We start from the raw sequence: 21921 nt of genomic DNA, 5'->3' as shown, positions 1-21921 counted from the left end.
GTTATACCCAATAACTGCCTACAATTGCCACGCTTTTTGCCCCTTTGCCAGCGGCAGACAACCGTCCAGACGGCCCGGCACCGGCAGGTAGGCCAGGGCCTGGGTCGCGCCGATTTCGGACGTGAAATAACCAGATACCGTCAGTTCTTTCAGGGTCAGAAAAAACGGTTTGTCCTGCGCCATAATTTTTGTCATCGCGGCGTTTTTCTGAGCCGCGTCCAATGCTGCGAAGCCGGTGCCGAATTGGGTTTTACAGTCGGTTTCGATGGTCGCCAGGCTTGCGTAAAATTTCTCCTGCTTTGGTTTTTCAAAGCAGTCCTGCATCACCCGGACAATGAATTTTTCCACCCCGGCGGCTTTGGCTCCGGGCGTGGTGGTGGTCGGGATGAGGGTCTCGGCCAGTTCGGCCAGCAACGCCTGTTGGTCGGAACCAACTGGCACAACCGGCCCGAAATATGTTCGTTCGTTGCGCATACCGGCCATAACCGGTGTCGAAACGATCCCGCCCAGCAACAGCGATACCTGCCCGATGGCTTCTCTTCGATTCATCTGTTCGTGAGTTTTTTTGGTTATTTATCATCGGGCCGTTCGCCTTCCGGAGGTTCGCAAAACGCGGCCAACTGCCGGTCAACCGGTTGATTTTTAGCGACTAATCCCGCGTTCGGGTGTGTTTGCCGGAATACCGCCAGCATCCGGTTTTGTAAATCCTGCCCTATTTTCCGGTAAGCGGCTTTGGTGAATACGTTGGTCGTTTCGCGGGAGTCGTGTTGCAGATCATAGAGTTCGTGGTGGATGCCTGCCGGTGGATTGCCGGTGGCGTAGCCCATACCCAGGTCGCGTTTGCCGTTGGTGAACACGTACTTGTATTGCGCCGTCCTGACCATCGCCTTATTGTCGGGCAGGTATTCCGAAAAGATCAGGTCTTTGTGTCGGTTCGTCTGGCCCGCCAGCAGCGGCAGCAATGATTTTCCGTGCAAACCGGGCATCGTTTCCACACCGAGCGCAGCCAGGATTGTCGGGGCCAGATCAATCATTTCGGTCAAACTACTGATAACCTGGGGATTACCGACACCGGCCCGGATGATGAGCGGCACCCGAACGGCTTCTTCCCACATCGTATGTTTCTCGAATCGCTTGTGGTGATTGAGCAGATAGCCGTTGTCGCCGAGATAAATAATCAGCGTTTCGTTGGTCAGGTTCAGCGACTGGATTTTGTCTAAGATCAGGCCGATGTTTTTGTCCAGATACTCAGTCGAGGTGTAGTACGACCGCATGATGCCCCGGCGGTCGGCAGTGGTCAACGCCTTGAAAACCAGCGGCTCATACCGATCATCTTCCGGGCTGCCAGTCGGCAAAATCAGCTCATCAGGCTGGTAACGGTTGGCGTACTCAATCGGGAAATTGAACGGCGCGTGCGGTTCTTTAAAACCCACCCACAAACAAAACCGATTAGCCCGGTTGCGGTCGAGAAAATCGTTGACCCGGTTAGCGAAAAACGTGCCGATGTCATATTCGTCGTGGTGCGGAGCGGGCAGACCCTCGGCGTTCCAGAATACCTGCACGGGGTCGTTCCAAGGGTGTTTGGCCTGCGAGTAACGGACGGTTGCGGGCAGCGTCTCCTGCACCGTTTTCAGGTACTCGTTGTATTCCTTTTGCCAGACTAACTCGTCGAAGCCATGCGTCAATTCGCTGTTGAAGTGCGTTTTGCCGATGCATGCCGTTTTGAAACCCTGCTTTTTGAGGTGTTCGGCCAGCGTGTAGGTCGTGTCGGGCAGGGCTGTAGTAAGCAGCGTAACGCCCGCGGCGTGGGGCATTTTTCCGGTCAGGAACGACTGGCGCGAGGGCGTACAAACGGGGCTGTTCACATACGCCCGCTCGAACTGCGCCGACTGCCCCGCCAGCCGGTCCAGATTTGGCGTACGCACCACCGGATTACCGTAGCAGCCCAGATCGTGAGCCGCGTGGTCGTCGCCGATAATAACGATCACGTTGCGGAGCGGATTCGGTGGAGTTAGGTTCGGCGCGGGTAACCTTAGTGAAAGCCCGAAGTAGCCGAGCAGCAGCACCGGCAAAAAGACGAGTAACTTCATGAACGGGACCTATTTATTGGGTTTTGCCTGCACCGGAACCGTACCGGGGCCTGCCGGATCAACCAATTGCTGAAACCACACCCGAAAGCGCGATGTACCGTCGTAGGTATTTCCTGCCGAAACGTAGTCGCAAAGCGGCAGCGACACGGGTTTCAGATACTCACCCGACCGGTACGTCCCAATCAAAAACGGGGCGTTGAAACGCATCCAGATGCCGTTTTGATCCGTTCCGGTATGTTCGAGCGGCAAAAAACCGTCTTTGTCTAAGGCGGGTGAAATAATCTCATCTACGTCGGTAAGGCCGGCAATTCGGCTGTCGCGGGCCAGCAGCATCGGACCGCGCAGAATCGCCACGTATTCGGCTGGTTTTGTACCAGTGCGTTCGACTCGGCCCCGCATATCCAGCGTCAGTGTCACGGTGTCGGTCGGTTGCCAGACCCGGCTGATGGTGGCGTATTCGCCGGGCATCACACCCGCCACCGCCTGACCATTCACGGTGAGCGTCGTTTGCCCGCTCCAGGCCGGTATCCTGACGCGCAGGGCCATCGTTTCGGGTTTTGGCAGGTTCAGCACCATCGAAATAGTACCCGAAGCCGGGTAATCCGTTTGCTGTTTCAGTTCGGCAACCTGCCCTTTTGGTGTCTTCACCCGGTACGAACCGGCCGCGAAAAAATTGACGGTGAGTGCGTCTTTGCCGCTCATCACGGTCGTGAGTGGCAGGGTGAACAAACCCCTCGGCCCGCTGGCGATGCAGCAGTTCAGGCCCATTTCGCACTGGTCTTCGCCCTGTGTCCGGGTGCCGACCAGTGGTGAATATTTAGCCCAGGTTGCCCCACCGGGCCGCATCGACCCCAGCAGCGCGTTGTAAAATGATTGCTCAATGGCTTCGGCGTATCTGGCCTCGCCGGTAAGCCGCAGCAGTTGCTGACTCAGTTTGATCCAAGTGGCCGTCACGCACGTTTCCTGATAGCGTTTGGCGGGTAACGCCTGTACTTTCCGGCCGCCGAACCAGCATTCGATGCTGGAACCGGAACCAGCCACGTTGATTTCCGTGTCGCGGATGCTGGTCCAGGTCTGTTCGACAGCGGTTCGATAAGCGGGTTTACCCGTCAGCCGGTAGAGTTCGAGCAGGCCTTCGTAACACGACATCATTTCGTAGGCTTTCTGCCCTTGTTCGTAGCCGAACCAGTTTTTCTGCGGCACCGGAAAACGTTCGCCCACTGCCGACCCTGCTTTGGCGATCAGTTGCGGGCCATCCGCCGATTCCCACTGTTGCACGATTTCGTTGGCAAAGGCCAAATATTTAGGGTCTTTGGTGCGGGCGTAAAGCAACACCATCGGTTCCAGGATTGAGGTAGCGGCCATGCCCTTATGATTGCCTTTCTGAACGATTTGGACCTGCTTCGTTTGTAACTCCTGCATCAGGAAGTCCGCTTCTTTGCGGGTCGCCTGTAGACTTTTTTGGTCTTTGGTCAGGTCATAATACGCCAGCAACCCCAGCATACAGTACTTACGGCCCCAAATGTCCCATTGCTCCAGCCGTTTAGCATCCGAATAATTTCCGATGTAGCCGTCGGGTGTTTGGGTGGTTAGCAAATCGGCAACGGCCTTGTCGAGAACGGCTTTCAGCTTTGGTTCCGGTCGGTATTGATAGGCTTGTACGGCGGAGGTGAACCACTTCCCCCAGAACTCACTCTGCCAGCAACGCTCTTCGGTGCGGTGGCGAAACGGTTCGACCAGCCGGGTTGCGTCCTGGGCCAGAATCCGGTTTTCGTAGGATGCGTCGAGTTGCTGACCGACGTACCCGGTTAATCGGGCTTCCTGCGCGGGCCGCAGCCGGTCGCCAATCACGGGCTGAACCAGCACCTGCGCACTGGTTAACGAAGGCACAAAGCCCACTGCGACAATGAATAAATTGAACCAGATGCGTGGCGATTTCAGGGACATATCCGTTGGTCCGTTAGTGTACAACTGTTAGGAAAGGCGGTAGTTTGATCTGCTTCCTTTGTTTTGTGCAAATCTATTTCGGATGTGTTCTATGTTTCTTCGCTTTTATAAATCCGAATACATTCTTAGGTCAGAAACCGCGTCTCTACCGTCTGATTAGTTGCGTTATCTTCGATTGGCTACATGACTCGCAACTGACAGGATCAGTATATTTTGACAGTCAAGTTATTCATTGTAATAGACAGTTGAGCATAGAACCCTGTAAACGAATCCTGTTTGTAACGAATTGAGTCAGATACTCCTGTAGTCTGCCGATGGCGTTCTACCAATGACAATTTCACTAAAAACAAGTGATATTATAAGGACAGTACTGGTTAGCTTGGTATAGGCAAGAAATAGATTAAAACACCTTCACAAAGCTGCTGGTGGACGTTGCGTAGCTTTTTCCCTATGTGACATCAATGTTTATTTTCGTACACGCTTAACTCCTACTTTAATCGACCTTTTTCAGCCGTTAAAAGATAATCAATGTTATTTATTGGACTCTGTAAACGGCTGTCGGCTAATGATTTATCTCAGAATAAACCGCCAATAAAATCGTTCATTTTAACCTCCGATTCCAGCCAGGTCCAGGTGTATCGTCCTTTGTATTGTCCTTGCTCTACGTCTACAGGCGAGTGTCCGTCCAGTAAAGAAAATAACTACCTTAGGCCCCTCTCTTGGCTGCTCACTCATGACTCCCGCTGGCTTCTCCCGCTACAAAGACCCCCAACAGGCCTTTGCTTTTCTGACCCAGTGGAACCAGCAGGTGCAACAGCGGGCCGGTTTGGACTACCAGGCCCTGAGCCTGCCTACCGATTGGGGCCAAACAGTGGTGTGGGTGCATACCCCCAAACGCCGGATTTATCAGACCCTTCTCTTCCTGCCTGATTTTCACAGTCCGGCCTTGGCCTGGGACATCAACCAAAGCCTAACCCGCTTCAAGACCAACTACCGGCTGTGTCTGGTGGAAATCAACGGCCAACCCGGTTTAAGTGACGGCCACAGTCCCACTTTGGAGACCGATGCTTATGGTCAGTGGGTCGCCCAGGTGCTCAATCAACTGGGTGCCAAACAGGTCACCTTAATCGGTCTGGGGATGGGGGCGCTGATCAGCTTGCGAGCCTGTCAGCAGGTTCCGGCTCAGATTAACCAGGCGATCCTGATCAACCCTGCTGGCCTTCACGCCCTAACCCCGTCCTTTTCGCTGTTGCGCTACTACTGGTTGGGCCTGAGCCACCCCAGTGAGGACGCGGTTCGTTCGTTTTTGAAGCAGGCCGTCTTCGGTGGCTTGGCACCGGGGCTTCCTGTTGCAGTTGAAACGCTGTTGGTGGCGTTTCAACTGCACGCCTTGACCGAGTTTCAGTTCACCTCTTGGTGGAACAAGGCCTTGTCAAAAGAAGAGTTAGAGGAGATCCGTCCGCGGGTCGATCTGCTGTTGGGGGCGGCTGATAAGCTATTTGCTTATGGGGCAACGCTGGAACGAGCCTGCCAGCATCTACCTTCTTTGCGTAGCGCCACGGTATTGCCCCGATTGGGGCATAGTTTACTGACGAGTGAGCCAGCGATGGTGAGTTTGGAAGCCCTGCTGGCGAGACCCAGCGGACCGAAAGAAGGGCATCGGCAGGGAGATCAAACCCGGTAAAGGTAAGCTAGTCGAAGGAGCAGCTTGGCTAACCCTTGTTTGAATTCTTTCCAAGCAGGCTTTAGGCTAGACAGTCTTGCATGGGCCGGGTCATTGGTTGGGTTTAGAAGAACGTCGAACTCCAAATGACGCTTTGTGTAAGGTAAATAGGGATTGAAACAGGTTTCTTATTCCCTTTCCACCCACTGTACCGAAATAATTACCACTTCAAAAAGCCCCGTCAGCCGAATCTGGGTGGGGCTTTTTGAAGTGGTTTAGTGTGCTGAAGAAATCACCTCTTTAGCGTCAGATCAAACAAAACCGAGGGTCTCGAACTGCCGACCCAGAATCGCTACATCATTCGTTTTAAGCCAGTCGCGGAGGAGTGTGGCATAGATGTTCCGAAAATCGACGGTGTATATCAAATCGCCTTCCTCTAAATTGGTTAAGTTGGGGGCTTCGTTAAATACCTTGCCCGGTGTTAATCCGCCACCAATCAGAAACACGTTATTGGCCGTACCATGATCGGTTCCGTTGCTGGCATTCTGTTTTACCCGGCGGCCAAACTCTGAGAAGGTCATCAGCAATACGTCGTTTTGCCGGTTAGTCGCTTTCATGTCACCCATGAACGCTTTTACCGCTTCAGCATATTGGCCAAGTAACCGTTCCTGCTGGCCCGGCTGGTTGATGTGTGTGTCAAAACCGGAAATCGACATATAATACACACTCGTACTTACTCCTGACTGAATCAGTTCCGACACCGTTTTCAACCGATTGCCGAGTTCGCTGGCCGGATAAATGCCCTTAGTGGTGTTGATCGATCTGGCCGACCGCGCCGATTTGTCATAAACATATGCCGACGACGATACGGTTTCGGCTAAGGTTTTGTAGAGGTACGCCACGTTGTTGTGTTCGTCGTCGTGGTCGATTTTAGCCAGTCCGCCTACCAGTCCGCTGCGGGTCTGGTTGTAGAGTTTCTGCGGATTGAGCATTGCCAGGCCGTTAATGCGGGCTCCCTTCAGGCTCAGGCTCAGCGTATCGTCGACCTCAATAGCGCGATGGGGCTGGCAAGCATCGGTGCCGCGGCAACTGGCGTCGAGGTAGCGGCCAATCCAACCCGTGTTGAGGTATTTATCCGAATCGCTGGCAGTTTGCCAGATGTCCATCGACCGAAAGTGCGACCGGTCGGGGTTAGGGTAGCCCACGTTGTTGATGACTGTCACCAGTCCATCGTCGTACAGGGCTTTGAGCGATTCAAGGGTGGGGTTAAATCCGATTTCATCATTGATCGTCAAGACCTTATTGCGCGGAATGGCCAGCGTAGGGCGTTCGCGATAGTAAATATCGTTGCGATAGGGTACCACTGTATTCAGGCCGTCGTTGCCGCCCGACAGTTGCACAATCACCAGCGTTTTGCCGGTGGTGGGGGTCACGCCCAACTGGTTCAGTTCGTAGGCCTTCAGGAAGTGCGGGATCAGCATGGTCCCGGCAGTGGTCAGGGCCGATTGTTTCAGAAAGTCTCTCCGTCTCATTGATTTATCGAGTGATGGAGTGAATGCTGGTTGAGTAAACAGGCGACATCGTGTTTGTCACTAATTCGCTCAATCACGCATTCATTCGTTAAATTAGCAAAGTTGGTATTCAGGTAAGGCCATCAATGTAGCTGTCAGTGTTCGGATTTGCTCGCTGCGCGAACCGCCATGCTCTACCTGCTTCAGGACTGCCGCCCGCTGGTCGGAACCGAGGGGTTGCTGCAACAGGAAAGCCGCTAACTCATCGGGAAGTTTGTCGGTGCTTACGCGGGCAAATGCTTCTTCAAAAGCTGCCCAATCTGCCGTGACGCTTAATCCGCCCTTGCCGCGCCGGGCCAGGATTTCGGTGTTCACGTCGCCTTCCTCTTTGGGCTGAATCTGAACCTGACCCGCTTGCAACAGCACATCGGGCAATTTCATACGGAACAACAAACTCGAACTATCAATCCAGTTTCGCCCACCCGGCCAACCCGCCACATTGGGCGGATAAAGCAACACCTGGCCCAGCGTGCGCTGAATAAAAATGATCGACTGCTTTTGCTCGAATTGCAGACCCAGCGCATGCTGCATCCCGGCCACCAATTCGACCGGCGATTTGATGCGGTTTCCCACAACAGCGGGTTCGTAGAACCAGTCGGCGGTCAGGATCGTCTCCAGCAAATCGGCAATATCGTAGCCGGTTTTGTAAAAGCGGTCGGCGAGCGTGTCGATCCGGTTTTTGGCGGTCGCGTCAGTAGCCTGCTCATCGACCAGAAACCGGTAGATTTTAGCCGTGACAAAGCGGGCAGTCTGCTTTTTCTCCAGCAGCCGCCGGATTACGTCTTCACCGGCAAAATTGCCCGTTTGCCCGAAAACCGTCTTCGGGCCGTCGTCGTGCTGATTTGGCCGAAATGTAAAATCACCCTGCAAATTGAATCCCCAGCCAGTGAAGGCACGGGCGGCATCTTTTACGTCGGCTTCGGTATAATTCCTGGATGCGCCATCGGTACGGCCCAGGGTAAATAATTCCATCACCTCACGGGCGAAGTTCTCGTTGGGAGCGTTCTTGCGGTTCTGCTGATTATTCAGGAACTGGAGCATGGCCGGTTCTTTCGAGACAGCCATCAGCAAATCACTGAATTTGCCCAGCGCGTGTTGCCGGATTGTGTTGAGATACTGCTGAATAGCTCCCGGATTCAGGACGCGGCAGGCAAAATGACCGTGCCAGAAGAGCGCCATTTTCTCCCGCATAATACCCTTGCCAGACCCCATTTTTTCGACCCACAGCACATTCAAATCCCGGATATGCCCGGTGTTCTCTTTGATGCGCTGTTTGAGGGCATCGCGGTCGAGCATTCCATCGCGAAACATGCCCTTCAGTTCTTTCCGGTTCATGAGCTGTGTCGGCTCGACCACCGTTAGGGGGGCGAACGGGTCGTTGTTCTGGAGCAGGTCGCGTACCACCTTTCTGACGGGCCGGTGGCTGTCGCGCCGAATCACGGCGGGGGTTGCGCCAAATCCGGCCCGCCAGTAAAGGTGCTGAATCTGTTGTTGTTTGCTGATCGAACGCATATAAGGTCGTTGGTTTAAGAAGCTGTTTACCGCACTACGTACACCCGGCGCGGAGCTACCACCCGGCGTGGGGCCACATATACCCGGCGCGGAGCGACATACACCGGACGGGGGGCGACATACACCGGACGGGGAGCCACGTAGACAACCGGGCGGGGGGCGACATAAACGGGCCGTGGCCGCGCAACCCGAACCACCACGCGCTGTGCATCAGCAATCTGCGCAACGAACAGGCCGAAGGCTAGGACAAGAGACTGGGCAATTTTTGCGGTTTTCATCGGTTTGTAAGTGTTATGGTTGTGAACTGATTTTGTTGGGCAGCGTAACAATCGTTGTCCTGTTACCGGCATTACTATGACTGAAAATTCGGTGCCGGATTAAAACGCCAGGGGTTATGGTGCTCTTCTTTTTTCGGTAATTCGGCTGATGGAGCCGACCGTAGTACGGCGTCTCTATCCATAAAATGCAATAACCGGAAAAAACTTGCGGGGCCAGGATTTTTAAGAGTTGTCATTGTGGGCGCGGGCGTAACAGCAGAATCTGGTGCTTTTTGGCATCCCGTCAGCATGAGCAATCCGCTTAACGTCAAAAAGCTGATTTGCTGCATCGTCTTAATGGTCAGGTAGTTTTGCAGTAAATAGTACTACGGTCTTATACCCGTTCCGCAACTCCACGCTTCCCAGCGGTTGCCGCCCGCAGCCGGAACGATCAGGTTGTAGAGCAGGTGAATTTCGGTGGCTCCATAAAAAAATTCCGGGTCTAACCGCCGACCGGCCGCGCCATTATCACACCGCTTTCGGGTACCATCCAATCCCCATACCCAGACCGACGCGTCGGTCTGGAGCGGTGGCGTTAATTTATCCCGTTGCTGGTGCAGCGAAAAGTAGGATTTAGTGCCGCCGTTGCCCACAAAAGGCTCTGCTGAATACACATACGGGTGATTGGACGTTGGATCGACGGTCAGCGTTTTAATGCGCTCCCAAAAAGCCCCGCCGTTGTTTTTATAAACGGCTAAACGGGTTTGATCGACAATGGCGAACAGCAGTAGGTCGCCCCCGTATTCGGGAGCCAGCCAGCCAAAAGCGTCGGTCTTTGTCCCCGAATCGTTGGTCAGCGTTTGCACGGTTTTGGTGGCCGTGCTGTAGCGGGCGATCTGGCCGTTAGTGGTACAAAACACAATGTCGGGCGAGTTGGGCAGGGAGCGTGGCCCGGATACGCCAGCCACCGCGCCGGGTAGTTCGACCTCTGCGGTAGGGTTATTCTCATCTGACCACATGATTTTGTTATCCGTTTTGCGGATGTAGATAAGCCGGGTCTGGGAAAGTTGCCGATTGGTGCTGGCCAATACACCGGAACGAAGCAGATTGCCCGTAGTGAGGGGCGTTTCGGTGGCCGTAGTGGCGTCGGGGGTTGACCGCCAGAGTTGATAGACTGAGCCATTGGTTTTGGTGTAGTACACACCCCAGCCATTAGCATTGTCGCCAAACTCCGGCCCGTTCACATTGTTCAGGTTAAATGGGGCCGCGCCTGTTGCCATTCGCAGATCGGCTCCATTGGCTAATGCGAAGCCACCGTTGGCTGCGTTTAGGTTCGCTAACCATATTTCACTGGTTTCCCCCCGCAGGTAAACAGCGGTTTTGCGGGCATTGTCAATCTCAATATCCTGATAGCTAAGCCCTTCCGGACTAATTCTTCGGTCGGCGAGGATGGCCGGAGTTACTGCGGCAGGAGTGGACGTTTCATCCGTTCTTCGGCAGGAGAGCAAATTGACAAGCAACAAAATAGCACCGGGCAGGTACAGAAACAAAAATCGATTCATAGGCAGTGCGATAGGTGTTTTAGGGTTCTACCGATAGAATGCCATTGCCGAATGAAACTTGCGCGGGCAGTCATTTTTTTGCAGTCAATTGCCCAGTGGCTCTTTTACAATGGTTCGACCGCAAGTTTTTTCGGGTTACGGCATTTCGCTAATAGTACCCGTTGTTTTCGGCAGTAGCTCCGGTTCGTTGAGAACAAACACTCTGATCTTGTAAACAAACAATGAATTATGAACAACCGATGGCCTTTAATGCTGCCTGGGATCCTGTTTGCTGCCTGTACATCTGATACCGTAACAACGCCCCAGCCCACCCCGACCGCTTCTACGGCCACCATTCAGGTCACGAATGGGTACGGCAGTGGCACGGCAACCGTCGGCGACTCGGTTTTTGTTTGGTCGAACCCACCCGCACCCGGAACGGTATTCGTCAAATGGATGGGGGATGTTTCGGGGCTGAAATACCCCAACGAGTGGAAAAGCAAGGTAAGCGTGCCCGCAACCGGACTGATCCCGGCGGCAACTTACAAAGCCAGCGCAAACATTACGTTTGTGAGTGAAACCATCAATGGCTCGTCAGTTTACTATTACGTACCAATGGGCTACAAAGGCGTAATTTTACCGTTTCACGGGGCAGGGGGTAATGCTAGCGGCTGGATTGGCACGAATGTCGAGAACGACAATTTTGTGCGGTATGCCGTTGCCAATGGTTACGCCGCGGTCATCACCGAAAGCCAAGACCGGGTCAATAAACGGTGGAGCAATGCCCCGACGAACAACCCCGACATCAACGCCATCAATGCGGTGCTGGCCACCCTGAAACAACGCGCCATTTTGCTCGATCAGACCAATCTGTTTGGGGTCGGGATGTCGCAGGGGAGCGGATTTTGCAGTTTGATTACGGCCCTGAATAGCTATAAGGCTGGTGCATTGTATTGCGTACCGGGTATCAGCGCGGTGTTCGACCAGTCAACGGTGCCGATCCTGTGGAATATCTCCCGCAATGACGTAGCGGAAGAACCAACACGGCTGGCCGACTCCTACGCCAATTACAAAAAACTTGCCGGGCGGGGCATCCGGGCGGAATTCTACGTCAACGAACCCTCACCAGTCTATCCCAAACGGTTTACGATTGTTCCGGGCGTAGATAAGGCAACGTCCATCCTGCTCCACAATGACCTGAAAAAAGGTGAACAGTTGGACTCAAACGATTTTTTCAGGACTAATCCCCGACAGTCGGACGCCTGGAAAAGCGCACTGAGCGGCTCGATTGCCGGCAATAGAGCATTAGTCAACGGCATTGAGGATCAACTTTTTGTGTGTTACGCCGAACACAAGTTTTACCGGGACGCCAACGCCCGGACAATCTCATTCTTCGATAAATCACTGTAACGCCACAATTGTTTCGGCTACTGAGGAGCTAAAGCAATTGGTAGTCAGTGATCAACAACCTGCCCGCGCGATTTCACGGCGTCGAAAGTGGAAAAGTAATCGGGGTGATTGGTGTGCATAAGCCGGTCCCAGACGTTGAAATACAGCCCATAATTACCCTTCACGCGCTGATGGTGCAGGTTGTGGTGGGTCGCCGTGTTAAACCATTGCCCCAGCCAGTGCCGGGTGAAGCCCGTCGGAAACAATTCATAGCCTAGATGCCCAACGATGTTCCAAACCATTGACCAGAGCGAAAGCAGCAGCAACGCAGCCGGATGCACCGGCAACAACCACACCACTACGGGCACGAACGCAAACTCCAGCACGGCCTCCAGCGGATGAAACGACAGGGCAGCCAGCGGGGTAGGATTTGTGGACCGATGATGCACCCCGTGCACCAGCCGAAACAGCCGGGGCTGGTGCATGAGCCGATGTATCCAGTAGAAATAGGCATCATGAATGAAGATCAACGCCACCAATACCCCGGCAAAATAGGCCCAGCCGTACTCGCTGATGTTTATGTACTGGCGGGTATAACCGTGTTGCCGGGCTACGAACAGAATGGTGGCGATGCCACCAAAGACCAGCGCGGTGTAGAATGAGTGCCGTATTTCACCCAGCACGGCACGGCGTTGCGGTGCTTTACCCTGAATCTTGTAGCGGCTAACGAACCGTGTCAGCCAGACATAAACGAGCAGATAAACCCCGCCCGCCATCAGCAGATACCGCCCGAAGACCAGCATGGCCATCACTACCCCAACGGGAAATAAGCCAAATTGATCGGCAATGGATTTAATGATCGGTTGCATAATAACGCTGTTAACAAGTTAAAGATAGTGCCACAGGAAACAGCAGCAACCTGATTTTTCAGATTTGCCTGGTTTGACCGGCGGTGCTTAGTTCGTTTCCGGCTGGCTCTGCCTGGGTCTGGGGCAGCCGTTACTTTCGGCAAAAGGCTGTTCGGCAGAGCACGTTCCAACTTAAAAATGCAGGTGCGCCAAAAAACTTGCGGACTCACCCTTTTTTTGTGGATGAGGATAAATTTAAACCTGCCCGCAAGTTTTGCTTTCCAATCGGCATTTACTCTCTTAAAGCCCAAAATCTGTTTGGATGTCCCTCAACTTATCACCGGTTTGCAACGTGGCAGTCCCGATGCGTTTCGGCACTTAGTCGAGACCTATCAGAGCCGCGTCTATAACACGGTGCTGGCCATTGTGCGGCAACCCCAAGACGCCGAAGATGTAGCGCAGGAGGTGTTCGTTCAGGTTTTTCAGTCGATTCACACATTCGGGGGTGAGGGTAAACTGACGGCCTGGATCTACCAGATTGCCACGACCAAAGCCCTCGAAGCCTACCGCAAACGCCACGCCCGCAAGCGGTTTGCGTTTTTCACGTCGCTGTTCACAGGAGAAGACGAGGAAGGGTTCGATGATCGGCTGCACCCGGTCGATTTTGCGCATCCGGGCGTGAAATTAGAGCATCAGGAGCGGGCAAAGGTGCTATTTGGGGCTATCGACGGGCTGTCGGACCAGCAGAAAATAGCGTTCACGCTGCACAACATCGAAGGATTGAGTTATCAGGAAATCACCGAGGTGATGCAGGTTTCGCTCTCGTCCGTCGAATCGCTGCTGCACCGGGCGAAGGTGAATCTGCGAAAACGATTAGCAAATTATTACAAAGAAGATAACGGGTTGTGACAACATAAACAGACATGAAAACGAATCAGCGCATCGACGAAGAAATCGAACAGACGCTCCGCTCACTCGACGGCATCGAACGGGCCGCGCCCAAACCGTTTTTTCTGACGCGGGTGCAGGCCCGACTGGATCGGCGTACCACTCCCAAACCGCTGACGGCCTGGGTGTTCCGTCCGGCTTACGTAGTGGCCTCGCTTGGACTGGTTCTGCTGCTGAATCTGTCGGCGGTAGTGTACGTCCGGGATCAGGTGGTTCAGCACGAACAGGAGCAGGAATCAGCGGGCTTCTCCACTGAGTGGGAACTTGAATCCGACGCGCTGAACTGGTAATCACATGGATACAAAAACCAAATTTTACTGGCTCTGGGCCGCTATCGTTCTGTTACTCATCCTGAACGTAGCCACCATTGGCTGGGTCATTCGCAAAACGGATACGGTGCGCGGTAGTCGCCCGAACTCGGAGCAGTTTCTGGCTAAACGGCTGGCCCTTACGCCCGAACAGATGACGCAGTATCAGCAGAGTCACCGCCAGATGCGACGGCAGAGTAAACGTTACGAAGACAGTTTACGGACACTGCGTAGCACGTTATTCAGCCGGATCAAAGAGCCAGCCGTATCGGATGAGGCCGTGAATCAGTTGCTGGAGCAGATCGCCCGGCAAAACGGACAGATCACCCGGCTTCGGTTTCGGCACTGGCAGCAGGTACGCGCCCTTTGCACGCCCAAGCAGCAGACCCGGTTTGACCAGGTCATCAGCCGCATCGAACGGGGAATCAACAACCCCGGTCAGGCCCGTAGCCTGCGCGAGCGATTACGAAACCAGTTTTAAAGATATGGTCGATACCCGCAAGTTCTCAGCCCGCTTCGCATTCTTACTGCTGAAACCGGGCCGCCAAACGGACAGTGTTCGCTGACAAACCAATTTAACAAACCAACCTGATGAAACGCAACACAATCCTGAGTATCCTTTTCGGTCTGTTCATTGCCGTGCAAGCCGTGGCCCAAACAACTCCAACGACCAATGGGGGCACTACCCGCCGGGAGCGGTTGGCCGCTACCACGCCCGAACAACGCGCCAACCGGCAAACGATCCGGATGAAAAAGCAACTGTCGCTTACCGCCGATCAGGAGACGACTGTTGCCGCCATCAATCTCAAGTACGCGCAGCAGATGCAACCGCTGATCGCCAATGGTGAGCGTAGCCGAAACATGATGAAGCAGGTTCGCGATATGGCCAACAGCCAGGACAAGGAACTGAAAAAAGTGCTCAACAGCGGTCAATACAAACAGTATGAAGTGTTCAAAGACGAGCGGAAAGATCGTATGAAGCAGAATCGAGGTCAGCGTGATCGTGATAGTCGTTAACCATAACCGACCGCTAACCGGCAACCGAACCCATTCGCTACGCATGAAATCGACGACTTTCGCTATCGCCCTGCTCTGGCTCGTGTTACTGGTTAGCGGCTGCAAAAAATCCAACGTAACACCCGACACAACGCCCGTTGTGGTGCCAACGCCCACACCGACGCAAACCAACTGGACAAGTACGTTTTTGCCCGGCACCCGCGACAATGCGGGAATATACCGGGGTGGAAACGAGATCATGCAGATCGTGGCGCACAAGGGTAAGCTCTATGCTGGTAACAGCTATTGGATGGAACCCGACGTAAGCATCCGTTCTGCCGAAATCTTGCGCTTAGACCGGGCCGATGCGCAATGGCAGGTTGATAAGGAGTTTACCGCCGAAAATCTGCGGATCGGAGCCATGAAATCGTTTGTGTTTACGACCAACTGTACGGGTGCGGCCATAAAACCTGACACGCTGCTGCTGACGATTCCTAACAACAATGCCGGGAACGTCATTTTTTACATCCGCAACGATGCGGCCAACACCTGGATCGGCACCACGATTGCGACCCTGCCAGCCAACATCAACTGCCGGGCATTAGGGTTGCACAAAGACTCGGTCAATGGCACAACGGTTGTCTTTGCCGGTCTGGTCGACTATGGCATTTTCAGCGGTACTCACAACAGCACCTTGCCAGGCAAAATACAATGGTCGGCCAAGCCAGAGTTTGTGGCCCCGCCCAACGAGCGGGTAATGGGCTTTACCGTCTGTAACAATGCTATTTACTGCGCCACCAGCGGTGGTGGTGTTGGACACGTTTACAGGCGGACGGACGGTATAGGAGCTTGGAGTCTGGTCAAGACGCTGACTGGCGGGGGAGAAAGCGAAGACGTGCGCGGCCTGTCGGCGATCCCCAATCCGGGCGGCAGCGGTGAGGTACTGTGGCTGTGCTGGAACAACGAAGCCCTCCGAATAGACCCGGTCGGCAACTTCGCCACCACCGTCGAATATGATTTTACGGGTAGTCTGACCACGCTGTTGGGCATTCCGATCAAATACGTCCTGGCCGCGTACAACGACAATATCCCCGTTTTCAATCCCGCCAATGCTACCGACGATATTCGGTTGATTGGCTTTGAGATGCGCTACGATCCGTCGGCATTGACTGGCAGCAACCCACCGTCGAACCTGAACCGCTGGTCAACGAACGGGATGTATTTTGACCGGCGGCAACGGGGCCGAAACGTTGACTACACGTTGAAATACATCGTGAACAACGCCCCCACGGTACGCGACACCCTGGTTGCCACCCGGTCGATGTGCGTGTCGCCGTTTGCTTCCGATAATCGGAAAGTGATTTATGCCGGTGGATTCGACTGCAACAGCATCCCAATCTCGAAAGCCGCCTGGATTTATCGCGGAACGTTCTGATTATCAGTGTCAATATTCCTACTCGTTAGCTCCTTTTTCCATCAACAAATTTCATGAAAACACAGACGCTCTATTCGCTCGCCCCCCGGCTGGGTATGGTTATGTTGACCGGCTTATTGGTCAGCCTGATCGGTTGCCAATCCAATGAATCGGAGCCGGTTACGCCCGTCGAGATGGCCAGTTTCGAGCTATTGCAGGATCGGGTGTTGACGACTTCCTGCGCCACGGCGGGTTGCCACGCATCAGAATCAGACGGGGGGTTTAAGCAGCACGGCCTTGTGTTGGCAAAAGGGGTGGCTTACAAGAATTTGGTGGATGTGCTATCGAAAAATCCCAACGCGCTGGCCGACGGGCTAATGCGGGTGAAACCGTTTGCGTCGGCGTCGAGTCTGCTGTATCACAAATTGGAACCCAACGGGTCCATTCATCACAGTGGCAAAAACTACGGGAGTCCAATGCCGCTGGGCGGGCAATTGCTGTCGGTAGGACAGATCGAGTTTGTGCGCCGGTGGATCGAAGCCGGTGCGCCCGCTACGGGTTCGGTAGCCGACGCAGCCCTGCTGGACGATAAAACGCCGAGTAATTCTACAGCCGCATTTATGCCGATGGCCGCGCCCGCTGTTGGCACGGGGTACCAACTGAAACTGGATCGTTTCGATGTGAATCCGAATTTTGAGCGGGAGATATTTGTCCACCGGGCCGTTGGCAATCCGACCGAGATTTATGTCAACCGCATTGTGTCGCAGAGCCGCCCCAACAGCCACCATATGGTACTGTATGACTTTCGGAACCGGGCCGTGTTACCGGCCATGAATCAGGTGCGCGACTTGCGGAACCCCGATAACACCTTAAACCGGCAAACATCGCTGTCGGCGGCCAATCACATTTTTCTGGGTGGTGGCACCGAATCTAATCAGGATTATACGTTCCCGGCGGGTATGGCCCTGAAATTTCCGGCCAACTATTCGATTGACGTAAACGCCCATTATTTCAACAAAACCAACACGGTGCTGTACGGCGAAAATTACGTCAACCTGTACACGACAGCCCCCGCCACAGTGCAGCACGTGGTGCAGGAACTGGATTTAGGCAATCAGGGCATCGATGTTCCGGCAGGGCAACGCAAAACATTCACCAAATCCTGGACGTTCGATACGCCCCGGCACATCGTGATGCTGACGTCGCACAACCACAAACTGGGCGAAAAATTCATCATCCGCATCAAGGGCGGCTCCCGCGACGGACAGGTGGTTTATGAAAGCACGGATTGGGTACACCCGCTAATTAAAAACTTCACGCCCGCGCTGATTTTGGCCAAAGGCGAAGGGCTGACGTCGGAGATTACCTACTACAACAACACAACCCAAACCGTGCGCTCCGGCCTGACATCGGACGACGAAATGGGTATCATTTTCGGCTATTATTACGAAGACTAAAGCCATGATCCGATCCATCATTTTTGCCACGCTGCTCGCAACCACCCTAGCTGGCTGCAAATCCAATACCGACGACACAGCCGTCGTGCCACCCGTCACAGTGCCGCCCATTCTGGCTGCCAATTTGACACTAATGGCTGATTATCAGAAGAATACCGGCGGTCGATCTTTGTACATCATGCAGGATGGCAAGGTCGTTTTTGAGCAGTACGACAACGGCGGTTCGGCTTCGCAACAACAGATGCTGGCCAGTGGCACCAAAAGTTTTAACGGCATCGTAGCCGCAGTCGCCATCACTGATGGCCTGATTACGTTCGATGATCTGGCCAGCACCTACATCACGGAATGGAAAACCGATGCCCGCAAATCGCGCATCACGCTCCGGCAAATGCTCAACCAAACCGATGGGCAATTATCCGGCGAACAGGGATCGGCCACGAGCATGGAATCGTGGGCCGATATTCTGGCCGAACCCACGTGCTACGAACCGGGCCAGCGATTCGAGTACGGGCCGTATCACTTCAATTCATTTGCGGCAGCTATACAACGCAAACTACAGGCAAACGGCGGCACCGAAACCTACGAAGCCTACCTCAAACGCCGGATTATGGACCCACTCGGTGTGCAGGTTCAGTGGATTTACCGCTGCGCCGATGGCAATCCGCAGGTCGCCGGAGGAGCCACAATGACCGCTAAAGACTGGGCTACGTTTGGTGAGTTTGTCCGAAATCGTGGGCTGTGGCAGGGAAAGCAACTCATCCGCCCCGAACTGATCGACGAGTGTATGAAACCAACCGTGCCCCAAAACCCAACCTACGGCCTGACTTGGTGGCTGAAACAACCCGTCAGCGATGTCATTGCCAACCAAAACGCGACCGTGAAAGAATTGCAGGCCCTGGCCAACGCGACCTGGGCACCGGAAGATTTGTATTTCGCAGCCGGGGCGGGCAGGCAGCGCCTGTACGTGATTCCGTCGCAAAAATTAGTCATAGTTCGGCAGGCAACGCTGGGCACGTCGGCCCGTTCGTTTACCGACGAAGATTTTATGAGTTACCTGCTGCGGGGTAAAAAAGCCTCGGAATAACCTGTTATGGAAACGTCCGTACATTGTTCGGTTAATGGCCCCTGTCCTTTTCAGCACCTCACGGCTGTTGAGCAGATTCTGGCGATTCATTTAAAGGGGCGATTTATCAAAATGGTAAAGGTCGATGGAGCCAGCGTGACGATATGCTCCATTGCTGGCCATACGGTACACATTCATTGCCGACCCGAAGCCGACCACTGGATTCCCTATTTATTGGTCTATTCCAGTGATTTGTGTAGCGACTAAAACCTGGATTGGTTATTCAGACCTATAAAATGAGATTGTATTCAGTGAGCCATAATCCGAATTATCGAAGTCTGGTGTGGTTACTGGCTTTAGGATCATTTGCCTGCCAAAATCCAGACCCTTCCGCGCCAGTTTCACCAACATCTCTGACCGGCACGGAGCCAACATGGACGTGGGCCAAAAGCTACGGGGGAACCAGTGACTACTACGCACGGGGCGTAGCCTCTGGCCCCGACGGTCAAATAGCCGTGACTGGGAATTATACAGGCTCGGCATCTGTCGGCGATCAGTCGGTCACCTCGCCCCGTTTAGCCCGTAAAATCACCCTACCTATGCGATTTTTAGTCCTCTTAACTATCCTGACCTTTGCTTCGGTGACGGCCTGGGCACAGACGGTTTTGTATAATGGCCCCGACTCCGTGCTGCCTAATTCGGACGACAATTACTCGACAATCAACCTGCCAGCGGGCGTTACCGTAAACTGGTCGATTTCAGGAACGGGCGGAGTCATTCGGGGCGTAACGACCAATCCGTTAGTGTTTTACAACGTCACGACGGCCCCCGTTATCCTGTTGGCGCGGCTGTCCAATGGCACGAGCCTGGCCGATACGATTCCCGTTGTTCAGGCGGGGCCGGTGCTGACTGAAGGCACTGTGGCAATGACCGCTGGCATCCGTCGTCACCCGATTCTGCAACTGCTGCGGGGTGAGCGTGCCAAAATCAAACCGATCAATTTCACGGGCGCAAAACCCGTGCTGACCCTGCTATCGTCGCAGGGCCGGGTGCTGACCACGGGCGATTCCATTGATTTTCGGTCGCCGACGCGGGGGCTTTATTTTATCGTGGCCAAAGCACCCTCTGCCGGTCAGCTAAAAGTCGAAGGCATCAGCCCCAACACGCCACCCGTCGGCGGGGGAACCGGCGCGTCGCCCCTGACGCAACCTGCCTGCATGGTTGGGAAATTGGATGCTCAACTTGATCGCAAATCGAATTTTACGGGGGGCGAATCCATGGTCACCATCGGCAGCAAAGTCATCACCGCTGTGTATGATTTTGTGCAGCAGAAAACCATCATCAACGCCTACCAGAATGACCGCCTGCTCTGGACCTGGTTGAGTAACGAAAACGAATACCTGCGAACGCTGAACACTCATCCCACCTTCGGCATTGTCGGGATCGGTAGCAGCGGGGGCGCGTTGAAATCGGAGGATAACGTGCTGGTGTTGAAGCTGAACGGCGATGGCGTTTTGCAGATGCGCACCACGTTTGGCACGGCCGACGGCAAGGATTTCGGGTTTGGCGTGTCGTTCCTGAACGATGGCACGTTGATGGCCACGGGCTTCACGGAAGGTAATTTTCCAGCGTTCAAAAACGCGGGCGGCTTGGATGCGTTTGCCGTTCGGATTTCGGCCACTGGCACCGTGCTAAACACGCTTCAATTCGGTAGCGCGGCAAACGACCGGATTTTTGCCAGCCAAACCGCGAAAAACGGAAACATCCTGCTCTTCGGCGATACGGAAGGGCAAATCGGCGATGCAGGAACGCCGTTGGGAGCTTACGACCTGTTTATCATCGAGTTGACACCCACCGGTACACGGCTCCGAAACACCCAATATGCCTCCGCCGAAAACGACCTCGCGTTTGATTTGGTCGTTGACCCGGTCAGTGGCGATATGTTCGTTACCGGCATGACCACCGGCGAACTGGTTTCGGGCTTTGGTAATCCGCAAATGCCGCAGGTGTTCACGGCCCGAATCGACAACAACACCCACAAAATTGTCTGGTTGAACCAGTTGGGCCTGAGCGAAGGGCAGTCCGGCGAGTCGATTGCGTTGTCGGGTACGGGCGTTGGCGTGATTTTTTATACGTTCGGGAGTTTCGCCGGGGCCAGCAACAACAGCTTAGGTACGCCCGCGTCGGACGATATGGTGGTGGCCTTGTTCGATATCAACGGGAATCTGAACGCGCTCTATCAGTTCGACCAGACGCTGGAACGAATTTTTGCCCGCGCCATCGCCTTTGACGGCAACACCATTTTTGTGCTGCGCGACCATGTTTACGAACCCGGTCGGCCCTACATCACCACCAGTCTGGATCGGTTTGCCAAACCAGCCGTCGTAACCGGCGTGGAGGAGCCCATTTCTCCGCCCGGAAATGGCCTGATTTATCCCAACCCGGCCACCTCGGTCATCAATGTAACCTGCGATAAAGGGTATCGGATGTTCAACGTCAGCGGGTTTTTGGTGAAGGAAAGCGACCACCCAACGACGACTATTTCCATCGCCGATTTACCGACGGGCCTGTACATTATCCGGTCAGACAACCGGGCCGGTCGCTTTTTAAAATACTGACCGGCGTTTAACCAGTGATTATTGGCGTACAGTACTGCTCCGTTTCCTTCAGCCAAAAAATAGCTCAATAACCCCTCGTCAGGCTTCTGGTATAGATTAAGTCGCGTTTTCTATCTATAACTTGCCTATTTATATCCGTACAGGCTCCCCTCCTATTCAATGGTACCTGCATAATCGAGTGATTTCAGGACGGGTCATGGCCGTTTTCAACCAATAAAAGGGTAGCTAATTCTAATAAATGAACTCGTTATTTTGCTATCAATGAATGGTTTGTATCAGTATGGGCTACTGCTGGAAAT

General features: G+C 54.1%; 19 protein-coding genes. 11 read left to right on the top strand and 8 right to left on the bottom strand.

The genetic code is table 11. From position 1 onward, the window contains the following. Positions 1 to 18 precede the first annotated feature (18 nt). The 3 genes from ACYVHB_RS29015 to ACYVHB_RS29005 are packed head-to-tail and all read right to left on the bottom strand — an operon-like array spanning position 19 to position 4037. A complete protein-coding gene (locus tag ACYVHB_RS29015; RefSeq protein ID WP_461055407.1) occupies positions 19 to 549 on the bottom strand; it encodes a gluconate 2-dehydrogenase subunit 3 family protein in 531 nt (176 codons plus the stop codon). Between the two features lie 20 nt (positions 550 to 569). After that, positions 570 to 2090 (bottom strand): sulfatase family protein, encoded by a 1521-nt coding sequence (locus ACYVHB_RS29010; protein ID WP_461055406.1) that lies wholly within the window; start codon positions 2088 to 2090, stop codon positions 570 to 572. A gap of 9 nt (positions 2091 to 2099) precedes the next feature. After that, a complete protein-coding gene (locus ACYVHB_RS29005) occupies positions 2100 to 4037 on the bottom strand; it encodes a glycoside hydrolase family 127 protein (RefSeq protein ID WP_461055405.1) in 1938 nt (645 codons plus the stop codon). 733 nt (positions 4038 to 4770) lie between these two features. On the opposite strand from ACYVHB_RS29005, the gene ACYVHB_RS29000 reads away from it, so the two are divergent. Next, positions 4771 to 5721 carry an alpha/beta fold hydrolase gene (locus tag ACYVHB_RS29000; RefSeq protein WP_461055404.1) on the top strand — a complete coding sequence of 317 codons (951 nt, stop codon included), beginning with the start codon at positions 4771 to 4773 and terminating at the stop codon, positions 5719 to 5721. Positions 5722 to 6011: 290 nt separating this feature from the next. On the opposite strand, the gene ACYVHB_RS28995 is transcribed toward ACYVHB_RS29000, so the two are convergent. The 4 genes from ACYVHB_RS28995 to ACYVHB_RS28980 all read right to left on the bottom strand — a co-directional run bounded on the left by ACYVHB_RS28995 (position 6012) and on the right by ACYVHB_RS28980 (position 10602). After that, positions 6012 to 7232, bottom strand: a complete 1221-nt coding sequence (locus ACYVHB_RS28995; protein ID WP_461055403.1) for a DUF1501 domain-containing protein — start codon at positions 7230 to 7232, stop codon at positions 6012 to 6014. A gap of 93 nt (positions 7233 to 7325) precedes the next feature. Further along, positions 7326 to 8783, bottom strand: a complete 1458-nt coding sequence (locus ACYVHB_RS28990; protein ID WP_461055402.1) for a DUF1800 domain-containing protein — start codon at positions 8781 to 8783, stop codon at positions 7326 to 7328. 26 nt (positions 8784 to 8809) lie between these two features. Beyond that, complete coding sequence (locus ACYVHB_RS28985) at positions 8810 to 9061, bottom strand: hypothetical protein (protein WP_461055401.1); 252 nt, start codon at positions 9059 to 9061, stop codon at positions 8810 to 8812. 365 nt (positions 9062 to 9426) lie between these two features. Continuing rightward, positions 9427 to 10602 (bottom strand): hypothetical protein, encoded by a 1176-nt coding sequence (locus ACYVHB_RS28980; protein WP_461055400.1) that lies wholly within the window; start codon positions 10600 to 10602, stop codon positions 9427 to 9429. A 249-nt stretch (positions 10603 to 10851) separates the two neighbouring features. Between ACYVHB_RS28980 and ACYVHB_RS28975 the strand changes: the two genes are divergently transcribed. After that, positions 10852 to 11991 carry an alpha/beta hydrolase family protein gene (locus ACYVHB_RS28975; RefSeq protein ID WP_461055399.1) on the top strand — a complete coding sequence of 380 codons (1140 nt, stop codon included), beginning with the start codon at positions 10852 to 10854 and terminating at the stop codon, positions 11989 to 11991. 44 nt (positions 11992 to 12035) lie between these two features. Here ACYVHB_RS28975 and ACYVHB_RS28970 read toward each other — a convergent pair whose 3' ends face one another. Continuing rightward, positions 12036 to 12839, bottom strand: a complete 804-nt coding sequence (locus tag ACYVHB_RS28970) for a sterol desaturase family protein (RefSeq protein WP_461055398.1) — start codon at positions 12837 to 12839, stop codon at positions 12036 to 12038. Between the two features lie 297 nt (positions 12840 to 13136). On the opposite strand from ACYVHB_RS28970, the gene ACYVHB_RS28965 reads away from it, so the two are divergent. The 9 genes from ACYVHB_RS28965 (at position 13137) to ACYVHB_RS28925 (ending at position 21622) form a co-directional block, all read left to right on the top strand. Continuing rightward, positions 13137 to 13727, top strand: coding sequence for an RNA polymerase sigma factor (locus tag ACYVHB_RS28965; protein WP_461055397.1), 591 nt, complete (start codon positions 13137 to 13139; stop codon positions 13725 to 13727). 14 nt (positions 13728 to 13741) lie between these two features. Then, positions 13742 to 14056 carry a hypothetical protein gene (locus tag ACYVHB_RS28960; RefSeq protein WP_461055396.1) on the top strand — a complete coding sequence of 105 codons (315 nt, stop codon included), beginning with the start codon at positions 13742 to 13744 and terminating at the stop codon, positions 14054 to 14056. Between the two features lie 4 nt (positions 14057 to 14060). Continuing rightward, on the top strand, positions 14061 to 14555 hold the full coding sequence (locus tag ACYVHB_RS28955; RefSeq protein ID WP_461055395.1) for a Spy/CpxP family protein refolding chaperone: 495 nt from the start codon (positions 14061 to 14063) through the stop codon (positions 14553 to 14555). 110 nt (positions 14556 to 14665) lie between these two features. Continuing rightward, complete coding sequence (locus ACYVHB_RS28950) at positions 14666 to 15091, top strand: hypothetical protein (protein WP_461055394.1); 426 nt, start codon at positions 14666 to 14668, stop codon at positions 15089 to 15091. A gap of 43 nt (positions 15092 to 15134) precedes the next feature. Continuing rightward, positions 15135 to 16505 carry a hypothetical protein gene (locus tag ACYVHB_RS28945; RefSeq protein ID WP_461055393.1) on the top strand — a complete coding sequence of 457 codons (1371 nt, stop codon included), beginning with the start codon at positions 15135 to 15137 and terminating at the stop codon, positions 16503 to 16505. Positions 16506 to 16558: 53 nt separating this feature from the next. Then, entirely contained in the window at positions 16559 to 17941 is a 1383-nt protein-coding gene (locus tag ACYVHB_RS28940; RefSeq protein WP_461055392.1) for a hypothetical protein, read from the top strand. A gap of 4 nt (positions 17942 to 17945) precedes the next feature. Continuing rightward, a complete protein-coding gene (locus ACYVHB_RS28935) occupies positions 17946 to 19025 on the top strand; it encodes a serine hydrolase domain-containing protein (RefSeq protein ID WP_461055391.1) in 1080 nt (359 codons plus the stop codon). A 6-nt stretch (positions 19026 to 19031) separates the two neighbouring features. Then, entirely contained in the window at positions 19032 to 19271 is a 240-nt protein-coding gene (locus ACYVHB_RS28930) for a hypothetical protein (protein ID WP_461055390.1), read from the top strand. A gap of 29 nt (positions 19272 to 19300) precedes the next feature. After that, positions 19301 to 21622, top strand: a complete 2322-nt coding sequence (locus ACYVHB_RS28925) for a T9SS type A sorting domain-containing protein (protein WP_461055389.1) — start codon at positions 19301 to 19303, stop codon at positions 21620 to 21622. Positions 21623 to 21921 lie beyond the last annotated feature (299 nt).

Source organism: Spirosoma arcticum, from assembly GCF_054779955.1.
This window is presented reverse-complemented; position numbering and strand designations above follow the sequence as displayed.